Source organism: Streptomyces sp. CRCS-T-1 (assembly GCF_024442335.1).
Lineage (GTDB): Bacteria > Actinomycetota > Actinomycetes > Streptomycetales > Streptomycetaceae > Streptomyces > Streptomyces koelreuteriae.
Map to the genome: position 1 here is coordinate 4,174,196 of NZ_CP101651.1, position 20,819 is coordinate 4,195,014.

A 20,819-nucleotide genomic window follows, 5' to 3' on the forward strand; every position below is an offset into this window, starting at 1 on the left:
AGTCCATCCCGTGACGGAAGGCACCACCTCCGCCGCTGCCGAGGGTGCAGACACCCTCTCCCGCCTGGAGCAGGAGGGCGAGATCGCTGCGGACTACCTGGAGGGTCTGCTCGACATCGCCGACCTCGACGGCGACATCGACATGGACGTCGAGGCCGACCGTGCCTCCGTCTCGATCATCAGCGACGCGGGCCGCGACCTGCAGAAGCTGGTCGGCCGCGAGGGTGAGGTGCTGGAGGCGCTCCAGGAGCTCACCCGTCTGGCGGTGCACCGGGAGACCGGCGACCGCAGCCGTCTGATGCTCGACATCGCGGGATACCGCGCCCAGAAGCGCTCCGAGCTGTCCGAGCTGGGCGCCAAGGCCGCGGCCGAGGCCAAGAGCAGCGGTGAGGCCGTGAAGATGGACCCGATGACGCCGTTCGAGCGCAAGGTCGTGCACGACGCGGTCAAGGCCGCGGGCCTGCGCAGCGAGTCCGAGGGCGAGGAGCCGCAGCGCTTCGTCGTCGTGCTGCCCGCCTGATCGGCCCTACGTTTCCTCGGCCCCGTCTGTTGCGCAGGCGGGGCCGAACTTTGTCAGCCTGATAGTTCTGGTGGTTCTGGCGTCGGCGCTGGGCGCGCCGACGCGGTACGGAAGGACGGTCCCCCGTGACGGAGGCAGCGGCGCTTCCCCCCGCGCCCGAGCAGGCGCGCGAGGTGTTCGGTGATCGCTTCGCGGATGCGGTGCGGTACGCCGAGCTGCTCGCTCATGCGGGCGTACAGCGCGGTCTCATCGGCCCGCGAGAAGTGCCCCGCCTGTGGGAGCGGCACCTGCTGAACTGCGCGGTGCTCTCGGAGGTCGTGCCCGAGGGCGTGACCGTGTGCGACGTCGGCTCGGGCGCCGGCCTGCCCGGCATTCCCCTGGCACTCGTCCGGGAGGACCTGAAGATCACGCTGCTGGAGCCGCTGCTGCGGCGCACCAACTTCCTCACCGAGGTCGTGGAGCTGCTCGGCCTCGATCACGTGACGGTCGTACGCGGCCGGGCCGAAGAGGTCATGGGGAAGATCCAGCCCGTCCACGTCGTGACCGCCCGAGCCGTCGCACCCCTCGACCGTCTCGCCACCTGGGGCGTCCCCCTGCTGCGCCCCTACGGCGAGATGCTCGCGCTCAAGGGCGATGCCGCCGAGGAGGAGCTGAAGAGCGCGTCCGCGGCACTGAGCAAGCTGGGTGCCGTGGAGACGTCCATCCTGCATGTGGGTGAGGGCGTGGTGGACCCGATGTCCACTGTCGTACGGGTCGAGGTCGGGGAGAGCCCCGGCGGTGTGCGCTTCGCCGCGAAGCGAGCCAAAGCGGCTCGCACGGGTCGGGCCCGTCGGCGTCGCTGAGCGGATCCCGTTCCGACTGCGCTGATCCGTCCTGAGGACGAGACGTACTCCACACAAGCTGCCAAACCGATGCATGCCGGAGTGTCGCGGCAGTTCGGCCACGGCTGCTGTGCATCGTGTTTCACGTGAAACGTCGCTCACTGCTGCACGGCATCATCAGTCGTGGCCGCGCTGCGGCCGAACCCCGCGACCGTAAGCCTCTCGGTTCACTCGATGAGGGAACCGAGTTGTCCACAGAGGTGGATTTCTCCACAGAACGCCAGGCCTCACTGGTTCACGACCCCGAAGGCATGGGAGGCTCTGTTCATTGCGAGCCTGAAGTCGAGGAGAGTGAATCCTTGCGGTCCGACGCCAACATCGCGGGACCGATGACCGATCCGGTCCCCGGTCCCCGTACCGAGTCGATGGGGGCGGATGTTTCACGTGAAACACCGCCTCCGATGGACGACACTCCCATCGGTCGTGCTGCCCAACTGGCGGTGGAGGCACTGGGCCGCGCCGGCGAGGGCCTGCCACGGCCCGAGCAGACCCGAATCATGGTGGTCGCCAACCAGAAGGGCGGTGTGGGCAAGACGACGACGACCGTCAACCTTGCCGCATCGCTGGCCCTGCACGGCGGCCGCGTCTTGGTGGTCGACCTCGACCCACAGGGCAATGCGTCCACGGCGCTGGGCATCGACCATCACGCGGAAGTTCCGTCCATCTACGACGTGTTGGTGGAGAGCAAGCCGCTCTCCGAGGTCGTCCAACCGGTCCCCGATGTCGAGGGTCTCTTCTGCGCCCCTGCCACGATCGATCTCGCCGGTGCTGAGATCGAGCTGGTGTCCCTGGTGGCCAGGGAGAGCAGGCTGCAGCGCGCCATCCAGGCGTACGAGCAGCCGCTGGACTACATCCTCATCGACTGCCCGCCCTCACTCGGCCTCCTGACGGTCAATGCGTTGGTGGCGGGCCAAGAAGTCCTGATCCCCATCCAGTGCGAGTACTACGCGCTGGAGGGCCTGGGGCAGCTCTTGCGCAACGTCGACCTCGTGCGCGGGCACCTCAACCCCGCCCTGCACGTGTCGACCATCCTGCTCACCATGTACGACGGCCGGACGCGCCTCGCTTCCCAGGTCGCGGACGAGGTGCGCACCCACTTCGGCGACGAGGTACTGCGGACGAGCATCCCCCGCTCCGTCCGTATCTCCGAGGCGCCGAGCTATGGGCAGACGGTACTGACATACGATCCAGGATCGAGTGGTGCCCTCTCTTACCTTGAGGCGGCACGAGAGATCGCGCTGAAGGGCGTCGGCATCAGCTATGAAGCCACGCACGCCCACATCGGCGTACAGCAGAACGACCCGAGCATGGTGGAGGGCATCCAGTGAGCGATCGACGGAGGGGACTGGGCCGTGGACTCGGCGCGCTGATCCCTGCTGCCCCCACGGAGAAATCGGTGGCCCAGGCGGCGGCAGGGGGAGCTGCTTCCGCCTCCCCCACGGCAGTGCCCGCACTGCCGAACGACCGTGGGGTGGCGGCAGCGAAGGTAGCGACGCTGCCGGCTGTTTCACGTGAAACAGAGGAGCCGGTTCAGCCCAGCGCTCCCGCCCTGCCTGCGGCGCCCATCGGTGCGCACTTCGCCGAGATCCCCCTCGACGACATCACGCCGAACCCGCGGCAGCCGCGTGAGGTCTTCGACGATGACGCGCTGGCCGAGCTCATCACCTCCATCAAGGAGGTCGGGCTCCTCCAGCCGGTCGTCGTACGGCAGGTGGGCCCCGCCCGCTACGAGCTCATCATGGGCGAGCGCCGCTGGCGTGCCTGCCGCGAGGCAGGACTGGAGGCGATCCCGGCGATCGTGCGGGCCACGGAGGACGAGAAGCTCCTCCTGGACGCCTTGCTGGAGAACCTGCACCGCGCCCAGCTGAACCCGCTGGAAGAGGCAGCCGCCTACGACCAGTTGCTGAGGGACTTCAACTGCACGCACGACCAGCTGGCGGATCGGATCGGCCGGTCCCGCCCGCAGGTCTCCAACACCCTGCGCCTGCTGAAGCTCTCTCCGGCTGTGCAGCGCCGCGTTGCCGCCGGGGTGCTCTCGGCCGGCCACGCACGGGCACTGCTGTCCGTCGAGGACTCGGAGGAGCAGGACAGGCTGGCTCATCGCATCGTGGCCGAGGGGCTCTCGGTGCGGGCTGTGGAGGAGATCGTGACCCTGATGGGCTCACGGCCTCAGAAGGCTCAGCGGCCCAAGGGCCCGCGCGCCGGTGCCCTGGTCTCTCCCGCGCTGTCCGACCTCGCCACGAGGCTGTCGGACCGCTTCGAGACGCGGGTGAAGGTGGACCTGGGTCAGAAGAAGGGCAAGATCACCGTCGAGTTCGCCTCCATGGAGGACCTGGAGCGGATCCTCGGTTCCCTCGCTCCCGGGGAGGGGCCGGTCCTGCAGAAGAGCCTCTCGGAGAGTGACTCCGAGGAGAGCGAGTCCTGAGCCTCCGCCAGGACTCTCCGCTGTGCATCCGACAGAGCGGGCCGTGTCCGGTGTGTACCGGAACGTGGCCCGCTCTTTCCTTTCTGGCGGTATCGATGGAATCGCATCGTGGATACGATGCGTTGGGATACGGCGCGATCAACCGGTAGCACTTCTGAAAGGAAGGCAGGGCCATGGGAACGATGAGCCGCACCGGACTGGTGGGCGCCGGTTTGGGGCTGGGGGCGGTCGGTGGGTTCATCGGCAGTCTCCTCAAGGAACGGAGCGCTCTGACAGCCGCCCGCGATGCGGCGGGCGAAGGAAGCGAGGAACAGCCTTCATGGGGCGTCGGCTCGTACCGCTCACGCTGGACAACCTTCAGGACCTTCCCAAGCGCTGCCGCTCGTGTGTCTTCTGGGAGCTCGACCCAGTCAGCGGTGAGGCCGCGGTAAAGGCGGGCACACCCGCTCTGGAGAAGGAGTCCTGGATCTCGGCTGTTCTGCTGGACTGGGGATCCTGCGGTCGGGTCGTGTACGTCGACGATGTCCCGGTGGGCTTTGTGCTCTACGCCCCTCCCGCCTATGTCCCCCGCTCCACGGCCTTCCCCACGAGTCCCATCTCCCCTGACGCGGTGCAGTTGATGACCGGGTTCATCGTGCCGGGCTACCAGGGTCAAGGGCTGGGCCGGGTGATGGTCCAGACGGTCGCCAAGGATCTGCTGCGCCGCGACTTCAAGGCGATCGAGGCGTTCGGAGATGTGCGCTGGAAGGAGCCGGCCTGTCTGCTGCCCGCCGACCATCTCCTGGCGGTCGGCTTCAAGACGGTCAGGCAGCACCCCACCAGTCCCCGGCTGAGACTGGACCTGAGATCGACGCTCTCCTGGAAGGAAGACGTCGAGATGGCGCTGGACCGGCTCCTGGGTGCCGTACAGAAGGAACCGGCGCTGCGGCCGCTGTAGAGAAGGCGGCAGTCAAACGAATGGGCCAACCCTTCCGGGTTGGCCCATTCGTGTTTCACGTGAAACATGCACCGTCGCTACGACGGGCTCAGCCGATTCACTCGGCGATGAACTCCTCAAGGTCGCGAACGATCGCGGCCTTCGGCTTCGCGCCCACGATGGTCTTGGCGACCTCGCCACCCTGGTAGACGTTCAGGGTCGGGATGGACATGACGCCGTACTTGGCGGCCGTACCCGGGTTCTCGTCGATGTTCAGCTTGACGACCTCGATCTTCTCGCCGTACTCGGAGGCGATCGCCTCGAGGGATGGCGCGATCTGGCGGCAAGGACCGCACCAGGCGGCCCAGAAGTCCACCAGGACAGGCTTGTCGCTCTTGAGGACGTCCTGCTCGAAGGAGTCGTCGGTCACATTCTTCAGGGTGCCGGCCACGGCGGGCTCCTTAACTGGTTGGTGCGTGGGGCGGGTAGGGAGGGGTTCAGGCAGGGGTCTTCTCGGGCTCGGGCTGCTCCTCGTCCGCGAGGGCGGCGAGGAAGCGCTCGGCGTCGAGCGCAGCGGAGCAGCCGGTCCCGGCCGCGGTGATCGCCTGGCGGTAGGTGTGGTCGACGACGTCGCCGGCACCGAAGACACCGGTCAGGTTGGTGCGCGTCGACGGCGCCTCCACCTTCAGGTAGCCCTCTTCGTCCAGGTCGAGCTGACCCTTGAAGAGCTCGGTGCGCGGGTCGTGGCCGATGGCGATGAACAGGCCGGTCACCGGCAGGTCGGAGAGCTCACCGGTCTTGAGGTTGCGCAGCTTCAGGCCCGAGAGCTTCGGGTCGCCCTGGATCTCGGCGACCTCGCTGTCCCACACGAACTTGATCTTCGGGTCGGCGAAGGCGCGCTCCTGCATGGCCTTGGACGCGCGCAGGGTGTCGCGGCGGTGGACGACGGTCACGGACTTGGCGAACCGCGAGAGGAAGGTGGCCTCCTCCATGGCGGTGTCGCCACCACCGATCACGGCGATGTCCTGGTCCTTGAAGAAGAACCCGTCACAGGTGGCGCACCAGGACACTCCACGGCCGGAGAGGGCGTCCTCGTTCGGCAGACCGAGCTTGCGGTGCTGCGAGCCGGTCGAGACGATGACGGCCTTCGCCCGGTGGACGGTGCCGGCGGTGTCCGTGACGGTCTTGATCTCACCGGAGAGATCGACGGCCACGATGTCGTCCGGGACGAGCTCCGCTCCGAAGCGCTCCGCCTGGGCACGCATGTTGTCCATGAGCTCGGGGCCCATGATGCCGTCCTGGAAGCCAGGGAAGTTCTCGACGTCGGTGGTGTTCATGAGCGCGCCGCCGGCGGTGACGGCGCCCTCGAACACCAGCGGCTTCAGCGACGCGCGCGCGGTGTAGAGCGCCGCCGTGTAGCCGGCGGGCCCGGAGCCGATGATGATCACGTTACGGACGTCGCTCACGGCTTGTTTCCTCGTCTCTGGACTGCGTCGTTCGACCGGTGGGAGCTTCCCTCAGGACTCTCACACCACCCAACGGATCCTAAGGGGCGCGCATTCCCGCTGTGTCCGGGCACACGGAGATGCGGCACTGTGCTGGATACCACGCAGGGCACAGACGATGCACTCGCTCAGGAGGACGGGTAGGAGCGCTCCAGGAGGACCTTGCCCTCAGCCGTGGACGCCTGGTGATCCACACAGGTCGCGTCGACGACATAGGCGGTGACCCGGGTGGCATCGGAGGCGCTGGGCAGCAGCACGAGCATGGCCTTCTTCCCCTGATACGTGCCGTTCTCGACAGCCAGGGCCGCGTCCTTGCGCCCGATGCCGTCACGGACGCAGCCGGGCACGGTGGGTTCCCTGAGGACCCTGGGGTTATTGGTGCCGGGGGCGGTCGCCGCACCGAGCGGGGTGCGGGAGCTGCCGCCCTCCTCGCTCTGGTTCTTGGCCAGGAGATCGGTGACCTGCTTCTGCAGCTTGCCCTCGGAGAAGGTGTCCGCAGCGGTGGTCTGCCGATCGCCCGCTGTGTCGTGGGTCGGCTTGTTGTCGCCGAGTGACGACAGCAGGACGGAGCCCAGCCCCAGGGCTGCCACCGTGAAGACGGTCCCCAGAACGGCAATCCTGCGACGCCCGTTGCGTGTGCGCCCCTTGCGGCCCGGTCCGGTGGTGGAAGAGCGGGGGCGCCCGGCGGGCCGGTCGGCGGGTGTCGATGTTTCACGTGAAACATGCGCACCGCTGTCGGGCTCGGAACTGTCGCGTCCGGAATTGGCGTGCCGGGAACTGTCGCGCTCGGAAGCGGAACGGGGAGCGCTTGCCGGCGCCGGCCCCTCTGCGGCCTCGGGCTCCGTGGCGTGCAGCAGAGCCTCGGCGGCGAGTGCGGCATCGATGCGGCCTGCGACCTCGGCGGGCATGCGCGGGGGGCCCGGCAGCGTGCCGAGCAGGCCGCGGATCTCCTCCAGGGAGGCATAGACGTCCGCGCAGAGCTCACAGCCGTCCAGATGGCGACGCACGTCGCTGCTCCGGGGCGCAGGGAGGATGCCCTCGGAGAGGTCGGAGATCTCCGCGACGTCCGGGTGCCCTGCCATGTCTGTCGTCGACGTCACGCTCGTCCACCTCCGCCCTTCACTGCGGCTGAGTCGCTCGGTCCTGTGTCCGGCGGTCCCGTTCGGCGTGGTCCCGCTGCGGGTGGGACGGTTGGCTCTTGCGTCCGGTTCCGTTCCCCGCCGGGGTTCTTGCCCTCGCCGCCGCTGTTGGGCCGCAGATGGGTGAGCAGCGGCAGGAGTCTGGCTCTGCCGCGTGCGCACCGGCTCTTCACCGTGCCGGTCGGCACGTCGAGGATGCGGGCCGCCTCCGCGACCGGGCAGCCCTGCATGTCCACCAGGACGAGCGCCGCGCGCTGATCGGCAGGCAGGGTCCCCAGGGCTTCGATCAGCTGCCGATGGAGATCATTGCGCTCGGCGGGCGCGGAGGCCGACTCGTGCGGCTCCAGCAGCTGCTCGAGACGCTCGGTGTCGTCGACGGGAGAGGTCTTCCGGGAGGCGACCTTGCGGGCGCGGTCCAGGCAGGCGTTCACCGTGATCCTGTGCAGCCAGGTTGTGACGGCCGACTGGCCCCGGAAGGTGTGGGCGGCCCGGTAGGCGGACACGAGGGCGTCCTGCACCGCGTCAGCGGCCTCCTCGCGGTCTCCCAGCGTCCGCAGGGCGACGGCCCAGAGACGATCGCGATGCCGCCGCACGATCTCGCCGAAGGCGTCGGGGTCGCCTTCGACATGGCGGGCGAGCAGATCCTGATCGCTTACTCCGTCGTACCCGGTGCCGTCTGCCATCGGCCTCCTTCCTCGAGGCAGATGCCGTCAGCTGGTCACCTTGATGTCCACGACTCGGGCGCGGTAGTTGCCTTGCTCCGTCAGTGGCAGCTTGGTCAGCCACACCAGGAGGTACCGCGTGCTGAGCGACTTATCGGGCTTGAGGGCAACAGTCGTACCTGAGCCGTCGGCGACCTTGGTGTAGCCGTCGAAGGACTGGGGCTGTGTACCCGAGTCCCCGGCCGCGCGGAGCTCAGCGGAGGTGTCCCCCTTGAAGGACACAGTCACCTTTCCTACCTGTTGGACCTTGCCGAGGTCGAGGATGACGCCCACACCGGACTTCAGCCGACCGAAGTCGGCACTCGTGTAGAAGCTCGTTTCCCAGTAGGTGCCAGGAGCGGTGTCGTAGAGCTGGTCTATCTCGTCCGGATTCTCGGATCCGTCGTTGCCGAACGGGTCGAAGTCCTGGGCGCCCTCGATGGTGATCGGCTTGCTGACCGGCCTCTTCTGGTTCTTCTCGCCGCCGCCCGGTGTCTGCGTCTGGTTGGGTTCGTCCGTCTTGCCGCCCTGGTCCATGAGCGCGTCCGCGAGCTGCCAGCTTCCGAGGCCCAGTGCGGCGATCAGGAGCGCGGACACGGCCCACTTCAGGGCCTTGCCCGTGCGGCTCTGCAGCGGGGGCGGCGGGGTCGGGACCGGCTGGGTGGCGCCGAGACGCGGGGCCTGGCGGCCGTACGTGCCCTGCTGGTACGTCGTGCGCTGGTACTCGGGCGGGGCCGTGAACGCCGGCTCCGGCGGACGGATGCGGGGCATCTCGCCGATCGCCTTCACCAGTTCCTCGGGCGTCGTGCACGGCGACTCGTGCCGCGAGGCGGTGGCACCGTCGTTGACGAGCGCGCGCATGGACAGCTCGGACAGCCCGCGGTGCACACCGGCACGCACCTGGTCGGGTGCGATCAGGCCGATGTCCTTCGGCAGCCCCGCCAGGCCGTAGGCGTCGCTCTCGTACGGCCAGCGCTGGGTGAGCGCCGCGTACAGCAGGGCACCGATGGCCTCGGTGTCGGTGCGCTGCGGGGTCTCGGTCGTGACGCCGCGCAGGGCGGCGTTCACGGCGAGCCCGCGGATGCGCCACTGACCGGTCGAGGTGCGCAGCACGGCGTTGGGGTTCAGCCGCAGATGGGCGAGACCCTCACGGTGCGCGGCGGCCATGGCCGAGGAGATCTGACTGACCATCTGGTAGGCGTCGTACGGCTCCAGCGGCCCGGAGGCGAGGAGCGGGGTCAGCTCCGTCGCGTCGGGAAGCCACTCGTGGACGACGTAGACGAGGTCGTTCTCCTCCACCGCGTCCAGCACCTGGACGAAGCGGGGGTCGCCGAGAAGCGCGGATGAGCGTGCGGCGGCCAGGACCGAGCGGGCCCGTGAGTGGTCGGCGGGCAGGATGTGCACGCCGACGGCACGGCGGAGCTTCTCGTCCACGGCACGCCAGCTGCTGAAACCGTCCAGACGGGTGACGCACTCCTCGAGGCGGTAGCGTCTGGCGAGTTTGTGCCCGCTGTGCAGTTCCGGCGGCGAGGTCGTTCCGGGCCCGTCGGTCCGGGTGCTCTCCTGTACCTCGTCGCTGTCCGTGTCCCGCTCCCGGTTCTTGGCCACCCCGTCGGCCGTGGACTGGTCCGCCTTGGCGGTCAGCGACGTGTCGTCGCTGTTGTCTGCCACGTCGACGGCAGCCGTACTACGTTCCGCCACCGTCGTTCCTGCCTCCCCATCCATGTGCGCGCCGGCCGGCATCCGTTGCGCGCCGTCCGACGCCGAAACCAATTGTGCCCACAGTCCGCCGCTATGCACGACACGCGGCGGCTGACGATGGTTGTGCGCCTACCCCCCGACTCAGCGTCCCAGGCGTCCGCGGACCATGCCGACCAGCGAGTTGAGTTCCTCGATGCGCATGCGGCGGGCGGCGACGAAGAAGATCCCGAGAAGCACGGCACCGCCGGCCAGTACCCCGGCGAGCGAGCCCAAGACGCCCTGGCCGATGGTCTGGCCGATGCCGTAGCAGGCCGCGCCGCTGAGCAGTGCGGCCGGGATCGACGCGATGCACAGCCGGGCGTAAGTCCGCAGGACACGGGCGCCGTCGAGGTCCCCGCCCAGCCGCTTGCGCAGCCGGCTCCAGGCGACGCCGACACCGATCGCGTACGCCAGGCCGTACGAGGCGGCCATGCCGACCACGGCCCAGCGGGCCGGGACGACGAAGTAGCAGACCGCCGACGCGCCCGCGTTGACCGCGGCCACGATGACTGTGTTGTAGAAGGGGGTTCGGGTGTCCTCGTAGGCGTAGAAGGCGCGCAGGACGACGTACTGCACCGAGTACGGGATCAGGCCGAGACCGAACGCCATCAGCATGAAGCCCATGTTGGTGGCCGCGCTGGTGCCCGAGGAGCCGAACATCAGCGTGCACATGGGGATGCCGAGCGAGAGGAAACCGAACGCGATCGGCACGATCGCGACCGCCGTGGTGCGCAGGCCCTGGGAGATGTCGTCGCGGACGGCGCCCGCGTCGCCCTCGGCCGCCGACCGCGACAGACGCGGCAGCAGCGCGGCCATCAGGGAGACCGTGATGATCGCCTGCGGAAGGCCCCAGATGAGCTGCGCGTTGGCGTAGGCGGAGAAACCGGTGCCGTCCATGGGCGAGGCCTTGCCCGCCGCGGTGGACAGCCAGACGACGACCATGGCGCCCGCCTGGTTGGCGAGGACGAACAGGATCGTCCACTTGGCGAGCGTCATGGCCTTGCCGAGGCCATGGCCCTTCCAGTCGAAGCGCAGCCGCAGCCGGAAGCCGGTCTCGCGCAGGTAGGGGATCATCGCCAGCGCCTGGACCACGAGGCCGAGCAGGACACCGATGCCGAGGAGCCGCTGGCCCTCCGGCGGGATGGTCGTGACCTTCATCCCGGAGTCGGCCGCTGTGCCGTAGACGAAGATGAACATGCCCAGCGTCACGATGATGACGATGTTGTTCAGGACCGGGGTCCACATCATCGCGCCGAACTTCCCGCGCGCGTTGAGGATCTGGCCCATCACCACATGGATGCCCATGAAGAAGATCGAGGGCAGGAAGTACTGGACGAAGGTGATCGCGACCTGATTCGCCGCGGGATCGCTGGCGATCGAGGGGGACATCAGGCGGATCAGGAGCGGCGCAGCGAAGATCGCGAGCGCGGTGAGCCCGCCGAGCGCCACCATGACGAGGGTCAGCAGGCGGTTGGCGTACGCCTCGCCCCCGTCCTCGTCGTCCTTCATGGCGCGCACGAGCTGCGGCACGAAGACGGAGTTGAGACCGCCGCCGACCGTGAGGATGTAGAGCATCGTCGGCAGCTGGTAGGCGACCTGGAAGGTGTCGCCGAGGAAGCCGACGCCGATGGCCGACACGATCAGCGCGGAGCGGATGAAGCCGGTGAGGCGGGAGACCATCGTGCCGGCCGCCATCACGGCGCTGGACTTCATCAGCCCTGCGGCGCGACCGCCCTTCTTGGGAGCCGGCGAGGCAGCGGGCTCCGGGGCGGGCGGTTCGTCCACGAGGGGCGGGGCCGGTGCGGTCTGGCCGGGCGCGCCGTACGGACCCTGCGCCCCGTACTGGCCCTGTGCCGTGTACTGGCCCTGGGCCATCTGTCCGGGGGCCTGGGACGGTCCGGGGACCGAGGGCTGCTCGTACGACGGGTGACCGCTGTTCTGCTGCTGGTCCCTGTAGAGGTGTGCGAAGGCGTCCGGTTCCTGGCGCGGCTCGCCCGCCTGGGAGACCAGATCGTCCACTCCCACGAACTGGGTGGTCCTGGGGTCGTCGCCGTACGGCAGGTGCCGTGTCGGGCCCTCCGGCTCCGGCGCGGGCGTCTGGGCCCACACCTGAGGGTCGGGCGCGTAGGGCGACTGCGGCGGCTGGGCGTACATCTGCTGCGGCTGGTACGTGCCGGCAGGGGGCGGTGGGTGTGCGGCGCGGTCGTAGAGCGCCTCGGCGACCGGGTCCTGGGCGGAGAGGTCCTGTGCCCGGTAGGGGTCCTGGTCGTAGGCGTCCTGGAGGTACATGTCCGCGGGGGGCTGCGGCGGTACCTGGCCGTGCTCGGCCGGCGGGCCCTCGGGCCCACCCGACTCGGGGTAGCCCGAGCTGCCCGCGGCACGGCCGCGGTCACCGTCGTACGGCGCGTTCATGGTTACCCCACCTCATCGTCCCCGGCCCACCGGCCACGACATCTAACGGTCCACTCTCTCACCCGTGCCGGACGGGTCGGCGCTTTCCGCTGCGGTGTCCGGGGCCGGGTCACTCGGCTGCTCCGGGCCCTCAGCCCGCGATCCGGCCTCCGTCTTCTGCTGGAGACGGTCGCCGGGGGCCTCGGGGTTCTGCGCAGCGCCGGCCGGGCCCTGCGGGCTGTCGGCGTCGTCGTCCGGCTCGGCGGGGCCGTCCTCGTCCGTGTCCGCTTCGCGGGCGGCGGCGCGCTTGCGCTGGGTGTACATACGGAAGCCCGCGAGGACCAGGAGCAGGACACCGCCGCCGATGACCAGCATCACGGTGGCCGTGACCTCGGTGACCTTCACGTCGAAGGTGACGGGAGCGCCGTACTTCTGGCCGTCCTCCGTGTAGAGCTGGGCGACGACCTCCGCCCGGCCGTTGGCGTTGGCGGACGTGGTGAACTTCACCGACTGGCTGTGGCCGCCGTTCACGGTGACGCGCTGTTCCTCGTAGGCGTCGTCGCCGATCTTCAGGCGCGTCGGGTTCTTCGACGTGAGCCGCAGCTGCAGGTGCTCGACGCCCTGGACCAGGTTGTTCTGGACGGTCACGGGGATGGTGGCGCTGCGGCCGGAGAGCTTGGTCTCCGACTTCTCGATCAGCTTGACCCCGTCGGTGAGCCCGTCGAGGTACGACTCGACGCCGTCGCGGTATCCCACTGCCGCGACGCCCCGGCCACGCCACGACGTGGACATCTCGCGGTTCATCGCCCGCCCGAAGGGGGTCACCACCCGGGACTGGTCGGTGAGGATCACCTTGAAGCTGTCGAGCTTGCCCTGCGTCCTCGCGATCTGCTCGAAGCCGGCCCGCAGCAGCTCCTGGTTGCGCAGCGAGGACGGGTAGGCCGAGGCCGACGGCACCTTGGTGTTGGCCGCCGGGTCCGGCTTGGCCTTGGCGGCGTCCGTGAGGTCCTGCGACTCGGCCCAGTTCCCGCTCTGGAGGGTCCCCAGAGCCTCGGCCATGGCCTGCGCCTGGCTCACGGAGGGCATGCGCTGCGGGGCGACGACGACACTGCGCTGCTTGCCGCTCTGCTGGCCGAGCGCCAGGCTCTGGGCCAGGAAGCGCTGCACGGCGAGGGTGGACGCGGAAGCCTTCGTCAGGTTGCCCTGGAACGCCGTGGACAGCCTGGCGTCCGCGACGACCGCCGTGGTGCCGCCGCCGACGGGCCGGGCCGCGGAGGGCGTGTACGACAGGTTGTCCTGGAGGCTGTCACTGCGGGCGATCACCTTGTCGGCGCCCGCCGAGGTGGCGACCTTCACGATCGACGGATCGACGGCCCCGTCCGCGGGCCAGGCGAAGTCGGTGGACGGCTTCACGTGGAGGATCGTCTCCACCGTGTCCTCGACGACGTCGGTGGCCTCCTTGAGGTGGCTCAGCGAGCCCGTGACGTTCGTGCCGTTGTGGGCGAGGGAGGCCAGATCCGGGTCGCCGAAGGGCAGGGCGACGACCTCCTTGCCCGTGACGGCCTGCTGGAGCTCGGCGAGCCACCGCTTGGCGACCGCCTGGTTACGGCCGGCGGTGGTGGTGCCGTCCTCGCCTCTGACCTCGTAGTTCCGCGTCATCGCGTCGACGGATGCCAGCAGGTCAGGGTCGATCACCCAGGTGATGTCGAGGCCCTTGCCCAGCGACACCATCTGGTCGAGGCGGCCGCCGGGGGCGATCTCCTCGGCGAGGTCGTCGTTGCGGAAGACCGGTGTCTGCTGCTCGTTCGACCCCGTCTCCGCCGTCATATGGACGGTGGAGGTGAGCGGCCACATGAACGTGGTCTTCGTCTTGGTGCCGGCTTCCTCGGGCTGCCACGGCAGGAAGGTGCGCTGGACCCCCAGGACCTGGTCCCAGGGCTGCGCGGAGGTCTCCCCGGAGAGCGCGACGGCCAGCTGGTAGACGCCGTCCGGGCCGAGGTCCAGCTCGTCGGCCGGCACGGAGATGTTGAAGGGCTCGGCCACGCCGGGGGTGAGCTTGGAGAACTTCTCGCTGTACTTGCCGCCGACCGCCTTGCCGGCGGGGCCCTGGACGTCGTTGCTCTTCTTGGCGAGGGCGTCGATGGAGGAGCGGGTGTCGAGTGAGGGACCCACCCGCAGATCGACGTGGGCGTCGGTGACCGCTTGCCTGCCGTTGTTGGTGACCGTGCCCTGCACCGTCACCGTGTCCCCGTCGCTGGGGGCGGTGGGGGTGAGCGAGTCGACAGCGACGGCCACCGAGCCCGCGCCGCCGGTCGCCTGCGGGGCCTCCTGTCCGGCCGCGTCCGCCGGGGCCGCGGCGGGCAGCTGGAGCAGCCCGGCCAGCAGGGGCGCACCGGCGAGCAGTGCCCCGGTGCGCCGCAGCCACCGGCGGGCAGGTGAGGCACTGGTCCCCTGGAAGTCTGCCGCGTCGGCCACGCGCTTCGCCCGTCCCTTGTCGTCGTCAGTGGTCGTCGGAATGTGCGTCCACGCATGGTAACGATGCGCGCTGAGGGGAAGTGCCGCGGTCCGTTCCACAAGATCGCGGGCCGACACCGGCCTGCCCGGTATGTGACCGTATAGAAGGGAGCGGCTCTTTACATCTCCAGGGCGGGTCTTGTGCGTCTATTCACGGACGAGTCCGCACGCGTAATGACGAGTCCGCATGACGAGTCTGCACGCGTAATAGGGGGAGCTCATGGCCGCCCGGGCCACGTACCCTCTTCTGTTGTGCCGAACGCCAACGAAGAAACGTCCAGTGCCCTCAGCCAGGTGCAGCACCGTGCGGTGAGTGAACTGCTGCGGGTCGCTCCTGTCGCCGATGACCTCGCCCGCCGATTCCGGGAGGCCGGGTTCTCACTCGCCCTGGTCGGCGGCTCGGTCCGGGACGCGCTGCTGGGCCGGCTCGGCAACGACCTGGACTTCACGACCGACGCCCGTCCCCAGGACGTACTCAAGATCGTGCGCCCGTGGGCCGACGCCGTCTGGGAGGTCGGGATCGCCTTCGGCACCGTCGGCGCCCAGAAGGACGGCTACCAGATCGAGGTCACCACCTACCGTTCGGAGGCCTACGACCGCACCTCGCGCAAGCCCGAGGTGTCGTACGGCGACTCCATCGAGGAGGACCTCGTCCGTCGTGACTTCACCGTGAACGCGATGGCCGTCGCGTTGCCGGAGAAGGAGTTCGTCGACCCGCACGGTGGGCTCGAGGATCTCGCGGCGCGTGTGCTGCGCACTCCTGGCACCCCGGAGGAGTCCTTCTCGGACGACCCGCTGCGGATGATGCGGGCCGCGCGCTTCGCGGCTCAGCTCGACTTCGAGGTCGCCCCCGAGGTCATCACGGCGATGACGGAGATGGCCGGGCGTCTCGACATCGTCTCGGCCGAGCGGGTGCGGGACGAGCTGAACAAGCTGGTCCTGTCGCGTCACCCGCGCAAGGGCCTGACGCTGCTTGTCGAGACCGGCCTCGCCGAGCGTGTGCTGCCCGAGCTGCCCGCCCTGCGCCTGGAGCGTGATGAGCACCACCGGCACAAGGACGTCTACGACCACACGCTGATCGTCCTGGAGCAGGCGATGGCGCTGGAGGACGACGGTCCCGACCTGACGCTCCGCCTGGCCGCCCTGCTCCATGACATCGGCAAGCCGCGCACCCGTCGCTTCGAGACGGACGGCCGGGTCTCGTTCCACCACCACGAGGTGGTCGGGGCGAAGATGACCAAGAAGCGCATGACGGCCCTCAAGTACTCCAACGAGCTGGTGAAAGACGTCTCACGTCTGGTCGAGCTCCACCTGCGCTTCCATGGCTACGGCACCGGCGAGTGGACGGACTCCGCGGTCCGCCGCTACGTCCGTGACGCCGGCCCGCTCCTCGATCGCCTCCACAAGCTGACCCGCTCGGACTGCACCACGCGCAACAAGCGCAAGGCGACGGCCCTGTCGCGTGCGTACGACGGTCTCGAGGATCGGATCGCCAGCCTTCAGGAGCAGGAGGAGCTGGACTCCATCCGCCCTGACCTCGACGGCAACCAGATCATGGAGATCCTCGGCGTCGCTCCCGGCCCGGTCATCGGCCGCGCTTACAAGCACATGCTGGAGCTGCGGCTGGAGAACGGCCCGATGGAGCACGAGGTCGCGCTGGCCGCGCTCAAGGAGTGGTGGGCCGAGCAGGAGGGCTGAGGCTGTGAAACGGGGTCATGTTTCACGTGAAACATGACCCCGCAGGTGACAGCCGAGGGGCGGTGTTTCACGTGAAACACCGCCCCTCTCTGTGTCTGCCTTACTTCTTGTAGTCCTTCAGGCAGAGCAGGAAGTCCTTGCCGTCACCGCTCTCGGTGTACGAGTACTGGAAGTCCTTGGCCTCGGACCGGCACTTGCTCGACGCCAGCGTGTCCGTGAGGTACGCGCCCTCGATCTTGGCCAGCACGATGTACTGAGCCTTCGCGTCGCTGCACTTGACGACCTCGAGGTCGGGGTTGTTGTCGCTGGTGCTGCCGCGGTGCATGCAGTCGCCGACGGCCGCCGTGTTGGCGTCGTCCCGGCTGGTTATCCAGCCGCCGATGGCCACGCTCGCCACCGCGATGACGATCACGATGTTCTTGATGGTCTTGAAGCTGAGCTTGCGGCCGGACGGCTGCGGCGGGACCGGGGCGTACGGAGCGCCCTGGGGCGGGAAGCCGGGCTGGCCGGGCTGCTGGGGGTAGCCGCCCTGCGGCGGGTAGGGAGCCTGGGGCGGACCCGCGGGCTGGTTCTGGGCGAACGGGTTGCCCTGGGGCGGCGGAGTGGTCATTCGGGGGTCCCCCTAGTGCATGGTGAATGACGCGAACATGTCGCGAGATAAGACGCACGTAAGTTATCGGGCCCCACTGACAACCCAGTAGTCAGGAGTGGCTCTGTGTCATTGATGTGACACTTACTGGTGGCCAAACCGGGCCATAGCAGCCGCTACTGCCGCGTAGATGACGGCGATCGTGATCACCAGCGGCGCGGATCGGCCGTCCGGCGGCAGCATCAGGGCGGCCACGGCGGCGGCGCCGACGAAGAAAGCGTTGAAGAGGACGTCGTAGACGGAAAAGATCCGGCCACGGAAACCGTCCTCCACGGACGACTGGACGATGGTGTCCGTGGCGATCTTCGCGCCCTGGGTGGTCAGCCCCAGGACGAAGGCCGCGACCATCAGCGGGGTGGTCGCGAACGGCAGCCCCAGAGCGGGCTCCAGCAGCGCGGCGGCCCCCGCGCACACGACGATCCAGCGGCCCGGCCCCAGCCGCCCCGCGGCCCAGGGTGTCACCACGGCCGCCGCGAAGAACCCCGCCCCCGAGACGCCCAACGCCAGTCCCAGCAGGGCGAGCCCGTCGTCCGTGGTCGAGGTGAGCGCGTACCGGCAGAGCATCAGCAGCATGACCAGCAGGGCGCCGTAGCAGAACCGCATCAGCGACATCGCCGCCAGCGCCCAGGCGGCCTCCCTGCGCTCCGGCGCGGCCAGGTGACGTACGCCGGCCACCAGATCGCGGGCGGTGCCCGTGACAGCGAGCCCGAACCGCTCGCGTACCAAGGTCCGGTCGGGGCCGAGCAGTTCCCGCGCCATGCTCAGCGACGCCACAGCCGCGCAGAGATACAGCCCGGCCGCCACGAGCACCACGGCGGCGTCGGAGTCCGCGACCACCAGGCGTACGGCGAAGGCCAGGCCACCGCCCGCGGTCGCCGCCAGCGTTCCGGCGGTCGGGGAGAGGGAGTTGGCGATGACCAGGCGCTCGGCGTCGACCACCCGCGGCAGCGAGGCGGACAGGCCCGAGAGAACGAACCGGTTGACCGCGGTGACACACAGGGCGGAGACGTAGAAGAGCCAGTCGGGAGCCGGGCTGAGTATCAGCAAGGCCGTCGCCGAGGCCAGCAGGGCGCGCAGCAGGCTGCCGTACAGCAGGACCTGGCGGCGCCGCCAGCGGTCCAGCAGCACACCGGCGAACGGGCCGACGAGGGAGTACGGGAGCAGCAGCACCGCCATCGCGGAGGCCACCGCCGCGGCCGAGGTCTGCCTCTCCGGAGAGAAGACGACGTACGCGGCGAGCGCGACCTGGTACACGCCGTCGGCGCCCTGGGAGAGCAGGCGCACGGCGAGCAGACGCCGGAAGCCCTGGAAGCGCAACAGGACGCGCAGGTCACGGACGACGGCCATGAGGCACAGCCTCACATACGGGGAGGGTCCCCGGGTCGTACGACCCGGGGACCCTCACAGCCCTGGCAGGAGCGACTTGTGGCGGCGCGTCAGCGCTCGACCTCACCCTTGATGAACTTCTCGACGTTCTCGCGGGCCTCGTCGTCGAAGTACTGCACGGGCGGGGACTTCATGAAGTAGCTCGACGCGGAGAGGATCGGGCCGCCGATGCCCCGGTCCTTGGCGATCTTCGCGGCGCGCAGGGCGTCGATGATGACGCCGGCGGAGTTCGGGGAGTCCCAGACCTCGAGCTTGTACTCCAGGTTCAGCGGGACGTCACCGAAGGCACGGCCCTCGAGGCGGACATAGGCCCACTTGCGGTCGTCCAGCCAGGCGACGTAGTCGGACGGGCCGATGTGGACGTTGCCCTCGCCCAGCTCGCGGTCGCGGATCTGGGAGGTGACGGCCTGCGTCTTGGAGATCTTCTTCGACTCGAGGCGGTCGCGCTCGAGCATGTTCTTGAAGTCCATGTTGCCGCCGACGTTCAGCTGCATCGTGCGGTCCAGGACGACACCCCGGTCCTCGAACAGCTTCGCCATGACGCGGTGCGTGATGGTGGCGCCGACCTGCGACTTGATGTCGTCGCCGACGATCGGGACGCCCGCCTCGGTGAACTTGTCCGCCCACTCCTTGGTGCCGGCGATGAAGACCGGAAGGGCGTTGACGAAGGCGACCTTGGCGTCGATGGCGCACTGGGCGTAGAACTTCGCCGCGTCCTCGGAGCCGACGGGCAGGTAGCAGACGAGGACGTCGATCTGCTTGTCCTTGAGGATCTGGACGACGTCGACCGGCTCCTCGGCGGACTCCTCGATCGTCTCGCGGTAGTACCGGCCGAGGCCGTCGAGGGTGTGGCCGCGCTGGACCGTCACGCCGGTGCTGGGCACGTCGCAGATCTTGATGGTGTTGTTCTCGGAGGCGCCGATGGCGTCCGCGAGGTCGAGACCGACCTTCTTGGCGTCCACGTCGAACGCGGCGACGAACTCGACGTCGCGGACGTGGTACTCGCCGAACTGGACGTGCATCAGGCCCGGCACCTTGGACGCCGGGTCGGCGTCCTTGTAGTACTCGACTCCCTGTACCAGCGAGGCGGCGCAGTTGCCCACGCCGACGATGGCTACGCGAACCGAACCCATTCCGGTTGCTCCCTGTGTGTATGAGTGAGGCCCTTCAAGGGGCTCTCACGTGGCGGTGTCGTCGGGCGTATCCGGCCGGGGGTCGCCCCCTGGCCGGGGCAGGCCGCCCGACGCTCCAGATGTGGTGTCACGCGAAGCGGGCTCCCCTGAGGAGGAACCGTTGAGGTCCCGCCCCGCCCGCTCGCTCTCGATGAGCTCGTTCAGCCAGCGCACCTCGCGCTCCACGGACTCCATCCCGTGGCGCTGAAGCTCAAGCGTGTAATCGTCGAGACGTTCCCGGGTCCGGGCCAGGGAGACGCGCATCTTCTCGAGGCGCTCCTCCAGCCGGCTGCGGCGGCCTTCCAGCACGCGCATGCGTACATCACGTGAGGTTTGCCCGAAGAAGGCGAAACGGGCGGCGAAGTGCTCGTCCTCGTACGCGTCGGGCCCGGTCTGGGAGAGCAGCTGTTCGAAGTGCTCTTTGCCCTCCGCCGTCAACCGGTAGACGATCTTGGCGCGCCGCCCTGTGAGGGGGGCGGCGAGGGCGTCCTCGGTGGTGTTCCCCGGCTCCTCGATCAACCAGCCGTTGGCGACCAGCGTCTTGAGGCAGGGATACAGCGTCCCGTAGCTGAACGCACGGAACACACCCAGTGATGTGTTGAGTCGTTTGCGCAGCTCATAGCCGTGCATCGGAGATTCGCGGAGCAGGCCGAGTACGGCGAACTCGAGGATCCCGGAACGCCGGCTCATCGTCGCCTCCTCTCTCCCGCGGTACCCATGTCTCGGTCCGATGTGTCGCGCTGATGTATCGACTCGATACATCACGACGATAGAACGGCCTTGCGGATGCGACAAGAGGGGGTGTGGTGAACGGGGTCACATCACCGATTCGTCAGACGCGAGTTGCCTGATTTGAGGTGAACTTCGGTCCTCGGCAGGTTTTGACGGTGCGTAGTCTGTGCGCCATGCACATCACCGGGAACCGTGGGACGCCTGAGGGCGTCCTCGTCTTCGGTGTAGTACGGGTGCATACGGGACCGATGAATGCGGAGCCCACCGCATCCGTACTTCGGGGGGACCGGAAACAAGCTGCCGTTTCCAGGCGCGCAGGGGTGCGCCTGCCCGAGGAGTAGTCGTTCGATGAGCGAGCACCGTCGCAAACCGCCGCAGCCGCAGGGAGGCGGACGTGCCGCGACCCGACGCGGCCAGTCCGGCTCGTCCTCCGGCCGCCGCGCGGCACCG

At 69.0% G+C, this 20,819-nt stretch carries 17 protein-coding genes; 6 read left to right on the forward strand and 11 right to left on the reverse strand.

All coding sequences use genetic code 11. The features are described 5' to 3' along the window. The first annotated feature begins 10 nt into the window (after positions 1-10). The 5 genes from NNW99_RS18835 (at position 11) to NNW99_RS18855 (ending at position 4,763) form a co-directional block, all read left to right on the forward strand. Entirely contained in the window at positions 11-520 is a 510-nt protein-coding gene (locus NNW99_RS18835; protein WP_215120308.1) for a R3H domain-containing nucleic acid-binding protein, read from the forward strand. Positions 521-645: 125 nt separating this feature from the next. Beyond that, positions 646-1,362, forward strand: a complete 717-nt coding sequence (gene rsmG, locus NNW99_RS18840) for a 16S rRNA (guanine(527)-N(7))-methyltransferase RsmG (RefSeq protein WP_215120309.1) — start codon at positions 646-648, stop codon at positions 1,360-1,362. 290 nt (positions 1,363-1,652) lie between these two features. Then, positions 1,653-2,729: a ParA family protein gene (locus NNW99_RS18845; RefSeq protein WP_215124347.1), complete on the forward strand. Its 1,077-nt coding sequence runs from the start codon at positions 1,653-1,655 to the stop codon at positions 2,727-2,729. Beyond that, positions 2,726-3,826 carry a ParB/RepB/Spo0J family partition protein gene (locus NNW99_RS18850; RefSeq protein ID WP_215120310.1) on the forward strand — a complete coding sequence of 367 codons (1,101 nt, stop codon included), beginning with the start codon at positions 2,726-2,728 and terminating at the stop codon, positions 3,824-3,826. Before NNW99_RS18845 ends, NNW99_RS18850 begins: the two co-directional genes overlap by 4 nt. A gap of 319 nt (positions 3,827-4,145) precedes the next feature. Next, positions 4,146-4,763 carry a GNAT family N-acetyltransferase gene (locus tag NNW99_RS18855; protein WP_215120311.1) on the forward strand — a complete coding sequence of 206 codons (618 nt, stop codon included), beginning with the start codon at positions 4,146-4,148 and terminating at the stop codon, positions 4,761-4,763. 97 nt (positions 4,764-4,860) lie between these two features. Here the strand turns inward: NNW99_RS18855 and trxA are convergent, their stop codons facing one another. The 7 genes from trxA to NNW99_RS18890 all read right to left on the reverse strand — a co-directional run bounded on the left by trxA (position 4,861) and on the right by NNW99_RS18890 (position 14,693). After that, positions 4,861-5,193 (reverse strand): thioredoxin, encoded by a 333-nt coding sequence (gene trxA / locus NNW99_RS18860; RefSeq protein WP_184593875.1) that lies wholly within the window; start codon positions 5,191-5,193, stop codon positions 4,861-4,863. 46 nt (positions 5,194-5,239) lie between these two features. Continuing rightward, positions 5,240-6,208 (reverse strand): thioredoxin-disulfide reductase, encoded by a 969-nt coding sequence (gene trxB, locus NNW99_RS18865; protein WP_215120312.1) that lies wholly within the window; start codon positions 6,206-6,208, stop codon positions 5,240-5,242. A 167-nt stretch (positions 6,209-6,375) separates the two neighbouring features. After that, entirely contained in the window at positions 6,376-7,347 is a 972-nt protein-coding gene (locus NNW99_RS18870) for an anti-sigma factor (protein ID WP_215120313.1), read from the reverse strand. Next, positions 7,344-8,069: an RNA polymerase sigma factor SigM gene (sigM, locus tag NNW99_RS18875; RefSeq protein ID WP_215120314.1), complete on the reverse strand. Its 726-nt coding sequence runs from the start codon at positions 8,067-8,069 to the stop codon at positions 7,344-7,346. Before sigM ends, NNW99_RS18870 begins: the two co-directional genes overlap by 4 nt. A gap of 27 nt (positions 8,070-8,096) precedes the next feature. Further along, positions 8,097-9,788, reverse strand: a complete 1,692-nt coding sequence (locus tag NNW99_RS18880; RefSeq protein ID WP_215120315.1) for a protein kinase family protein — start codon at positions 9,786-9,788, stop codon at positions 8,097-8,099. Positions 9,789-9,929: 141 nt separating this feature from the next. Further along, positions 9,930-12,239, reverse strand: a complete 2,310-nt coding sequence (murJ, locus tag NNW99_RS18885) for a murein biosynthesis integral membrane protein MurJ (RefSeq protein ID WP_215120316.1) — start codon at positions 12,237-12,239, stop codon at positions 9,930-9,932. 42 nt (positions 12,240-12,281) lie between these two features. Beyond that, on the reverse strand, positions 12,282-14,693 hold the full coding sequence (locus NNW99_RS18890) for a DUF6049 family protein (protein WP_215120317.1): 2,412 nt from the start codon (positions 14,691-14,693) through the stop codon (positions 12,282-12,284). A gap of 291 nt (positions 14,694-14,984) precedes the next feature. Between NNW99_RS18890 and NNW99_RS18895 the strand changes: the two genes are divergently transcribed. Further along, positions 14,985-16,430, forward strand: a complete 1,446-nt coding sequence (locus NNW99_RS18895) for a CCA tRNA nucleotidyltransferase (RefSeq protein WP_215120318.1) — start codon at positions 14,985-14,987, stop codon at positions 16,428-16,430. Between the two features lie 100 nt (positions 16,431-16,530). On the opposite strand, the gene NNW99_RS18900 is transcribed toward NNW99_RS18895, so the two are convergent. From NNW99_RS18900 to NNW99_RS18915, 4 genes are all read right to left on the reverse strand, one after another. Next, positions 16,531-17,040, reverse strand: coding sequence for a hypothetical protein (locus NNW99_RS18900; RefSeq protein ID WP_215120319.1), 510 nt, complete (start codon positions 17,038-17,040; stop codon positions 16,531-16,533). A gap of 123 nt (positions 17,041-17,163) precedes the next feature. Continuing rightward, positions 17,164-18,426 carry an MFS transporter gene (locus tag NNW99_RS18905; protein WP_215120320.1) on the reverse strand — a complete coding sequence of 421 codons (1,263 nt, stop codon included), beginning with the start codon at positions 18,424-18,426 and terminating at the stop codon, positions 17,164-17,166. Between the two features lie 89 nt (positions 18,427-18,515). Further along, on the reverse strand, positions 18,516-19,598 hold the full coding sequence (locus tag NNW99_RS18910; protein ID WP_184593856.1) for an inositol-3-phosphate synthase: 1,083 nt from the start codon (positions 19,596-19,598) through the stop codon (positions 18,516-18,518). A 45-nt stretch (positions 19,599-19,643) separates the two neighbouring features. Continuing rightward, a complete protein-coding gene (locus NNW99_RS18915) occupies positions 19,644-20,327 on the reverse strand; it encodes a PadR family transcriptional regulator (RefSeq protein WP_215120321.1) in 684 nt (227 codons plus the stop codon). Between the last annotated feature and the right edge of the window lie 492 nt (positions 20,328-20,819).

Coding starts and splice junctions, on each gene's coding strand:
- murJ (WP_215120316.1), bottom strand. CDS start 12,239: ATGAACGCGCCGTACGACGGTGACCGCGGCCGTGCCGCGGGCAGCTCG.
- NNW99_RS18845 (WP_215124347.1), top strand. CDS start 1,653: ATGGGAGGCTCTGTTCATTGCGAGCCTGAAGTCGAGGAGAGTGAATCC.
- sigM (WP_215120314.1), bottom strand. CDS start 8,069: ATGGCAGACGGCACCGGGTACGACGGAGTAAGCGATCAGGATCTGCTC.
- NNW99_RS18900 (WP_215120319.1), bottom strand. CDS start 17,040: ATGACCACTCCGCCGCCCCAGGGCAACCCGTTCGCCCAGAACCAGCCC.
- NNW99_RS18905 (WP_215120320.1), bottom strand. CDS start 18,426: ATGGCCGTCGTCCGTGACCTGCGCGTCCTGTTGCGCTTCCAGGGCTTC.
- NNW99_RS18915 (WP_215120321.1), bottom strand. CDS start 20,327: ATGAGCCGGCGTTCCGGGATCCTCGAGTTCGCCGTACTCGGCCTGCTC.
- NNW99_RS18910 (WP_184593856.1), bottom strand. CDS start 19,598: ATGGGTTCGGTTCGCGTAGCCATCGTCGGCGTGGGCAACTGCGCCGCC.
- NNW99_RS18855 (WP_215120311.1), top strand. CDS start 4,146: ATGGGGCGTCGGCTCGTACCGCTCACGCTGGACAACCTTCAGGACCTT.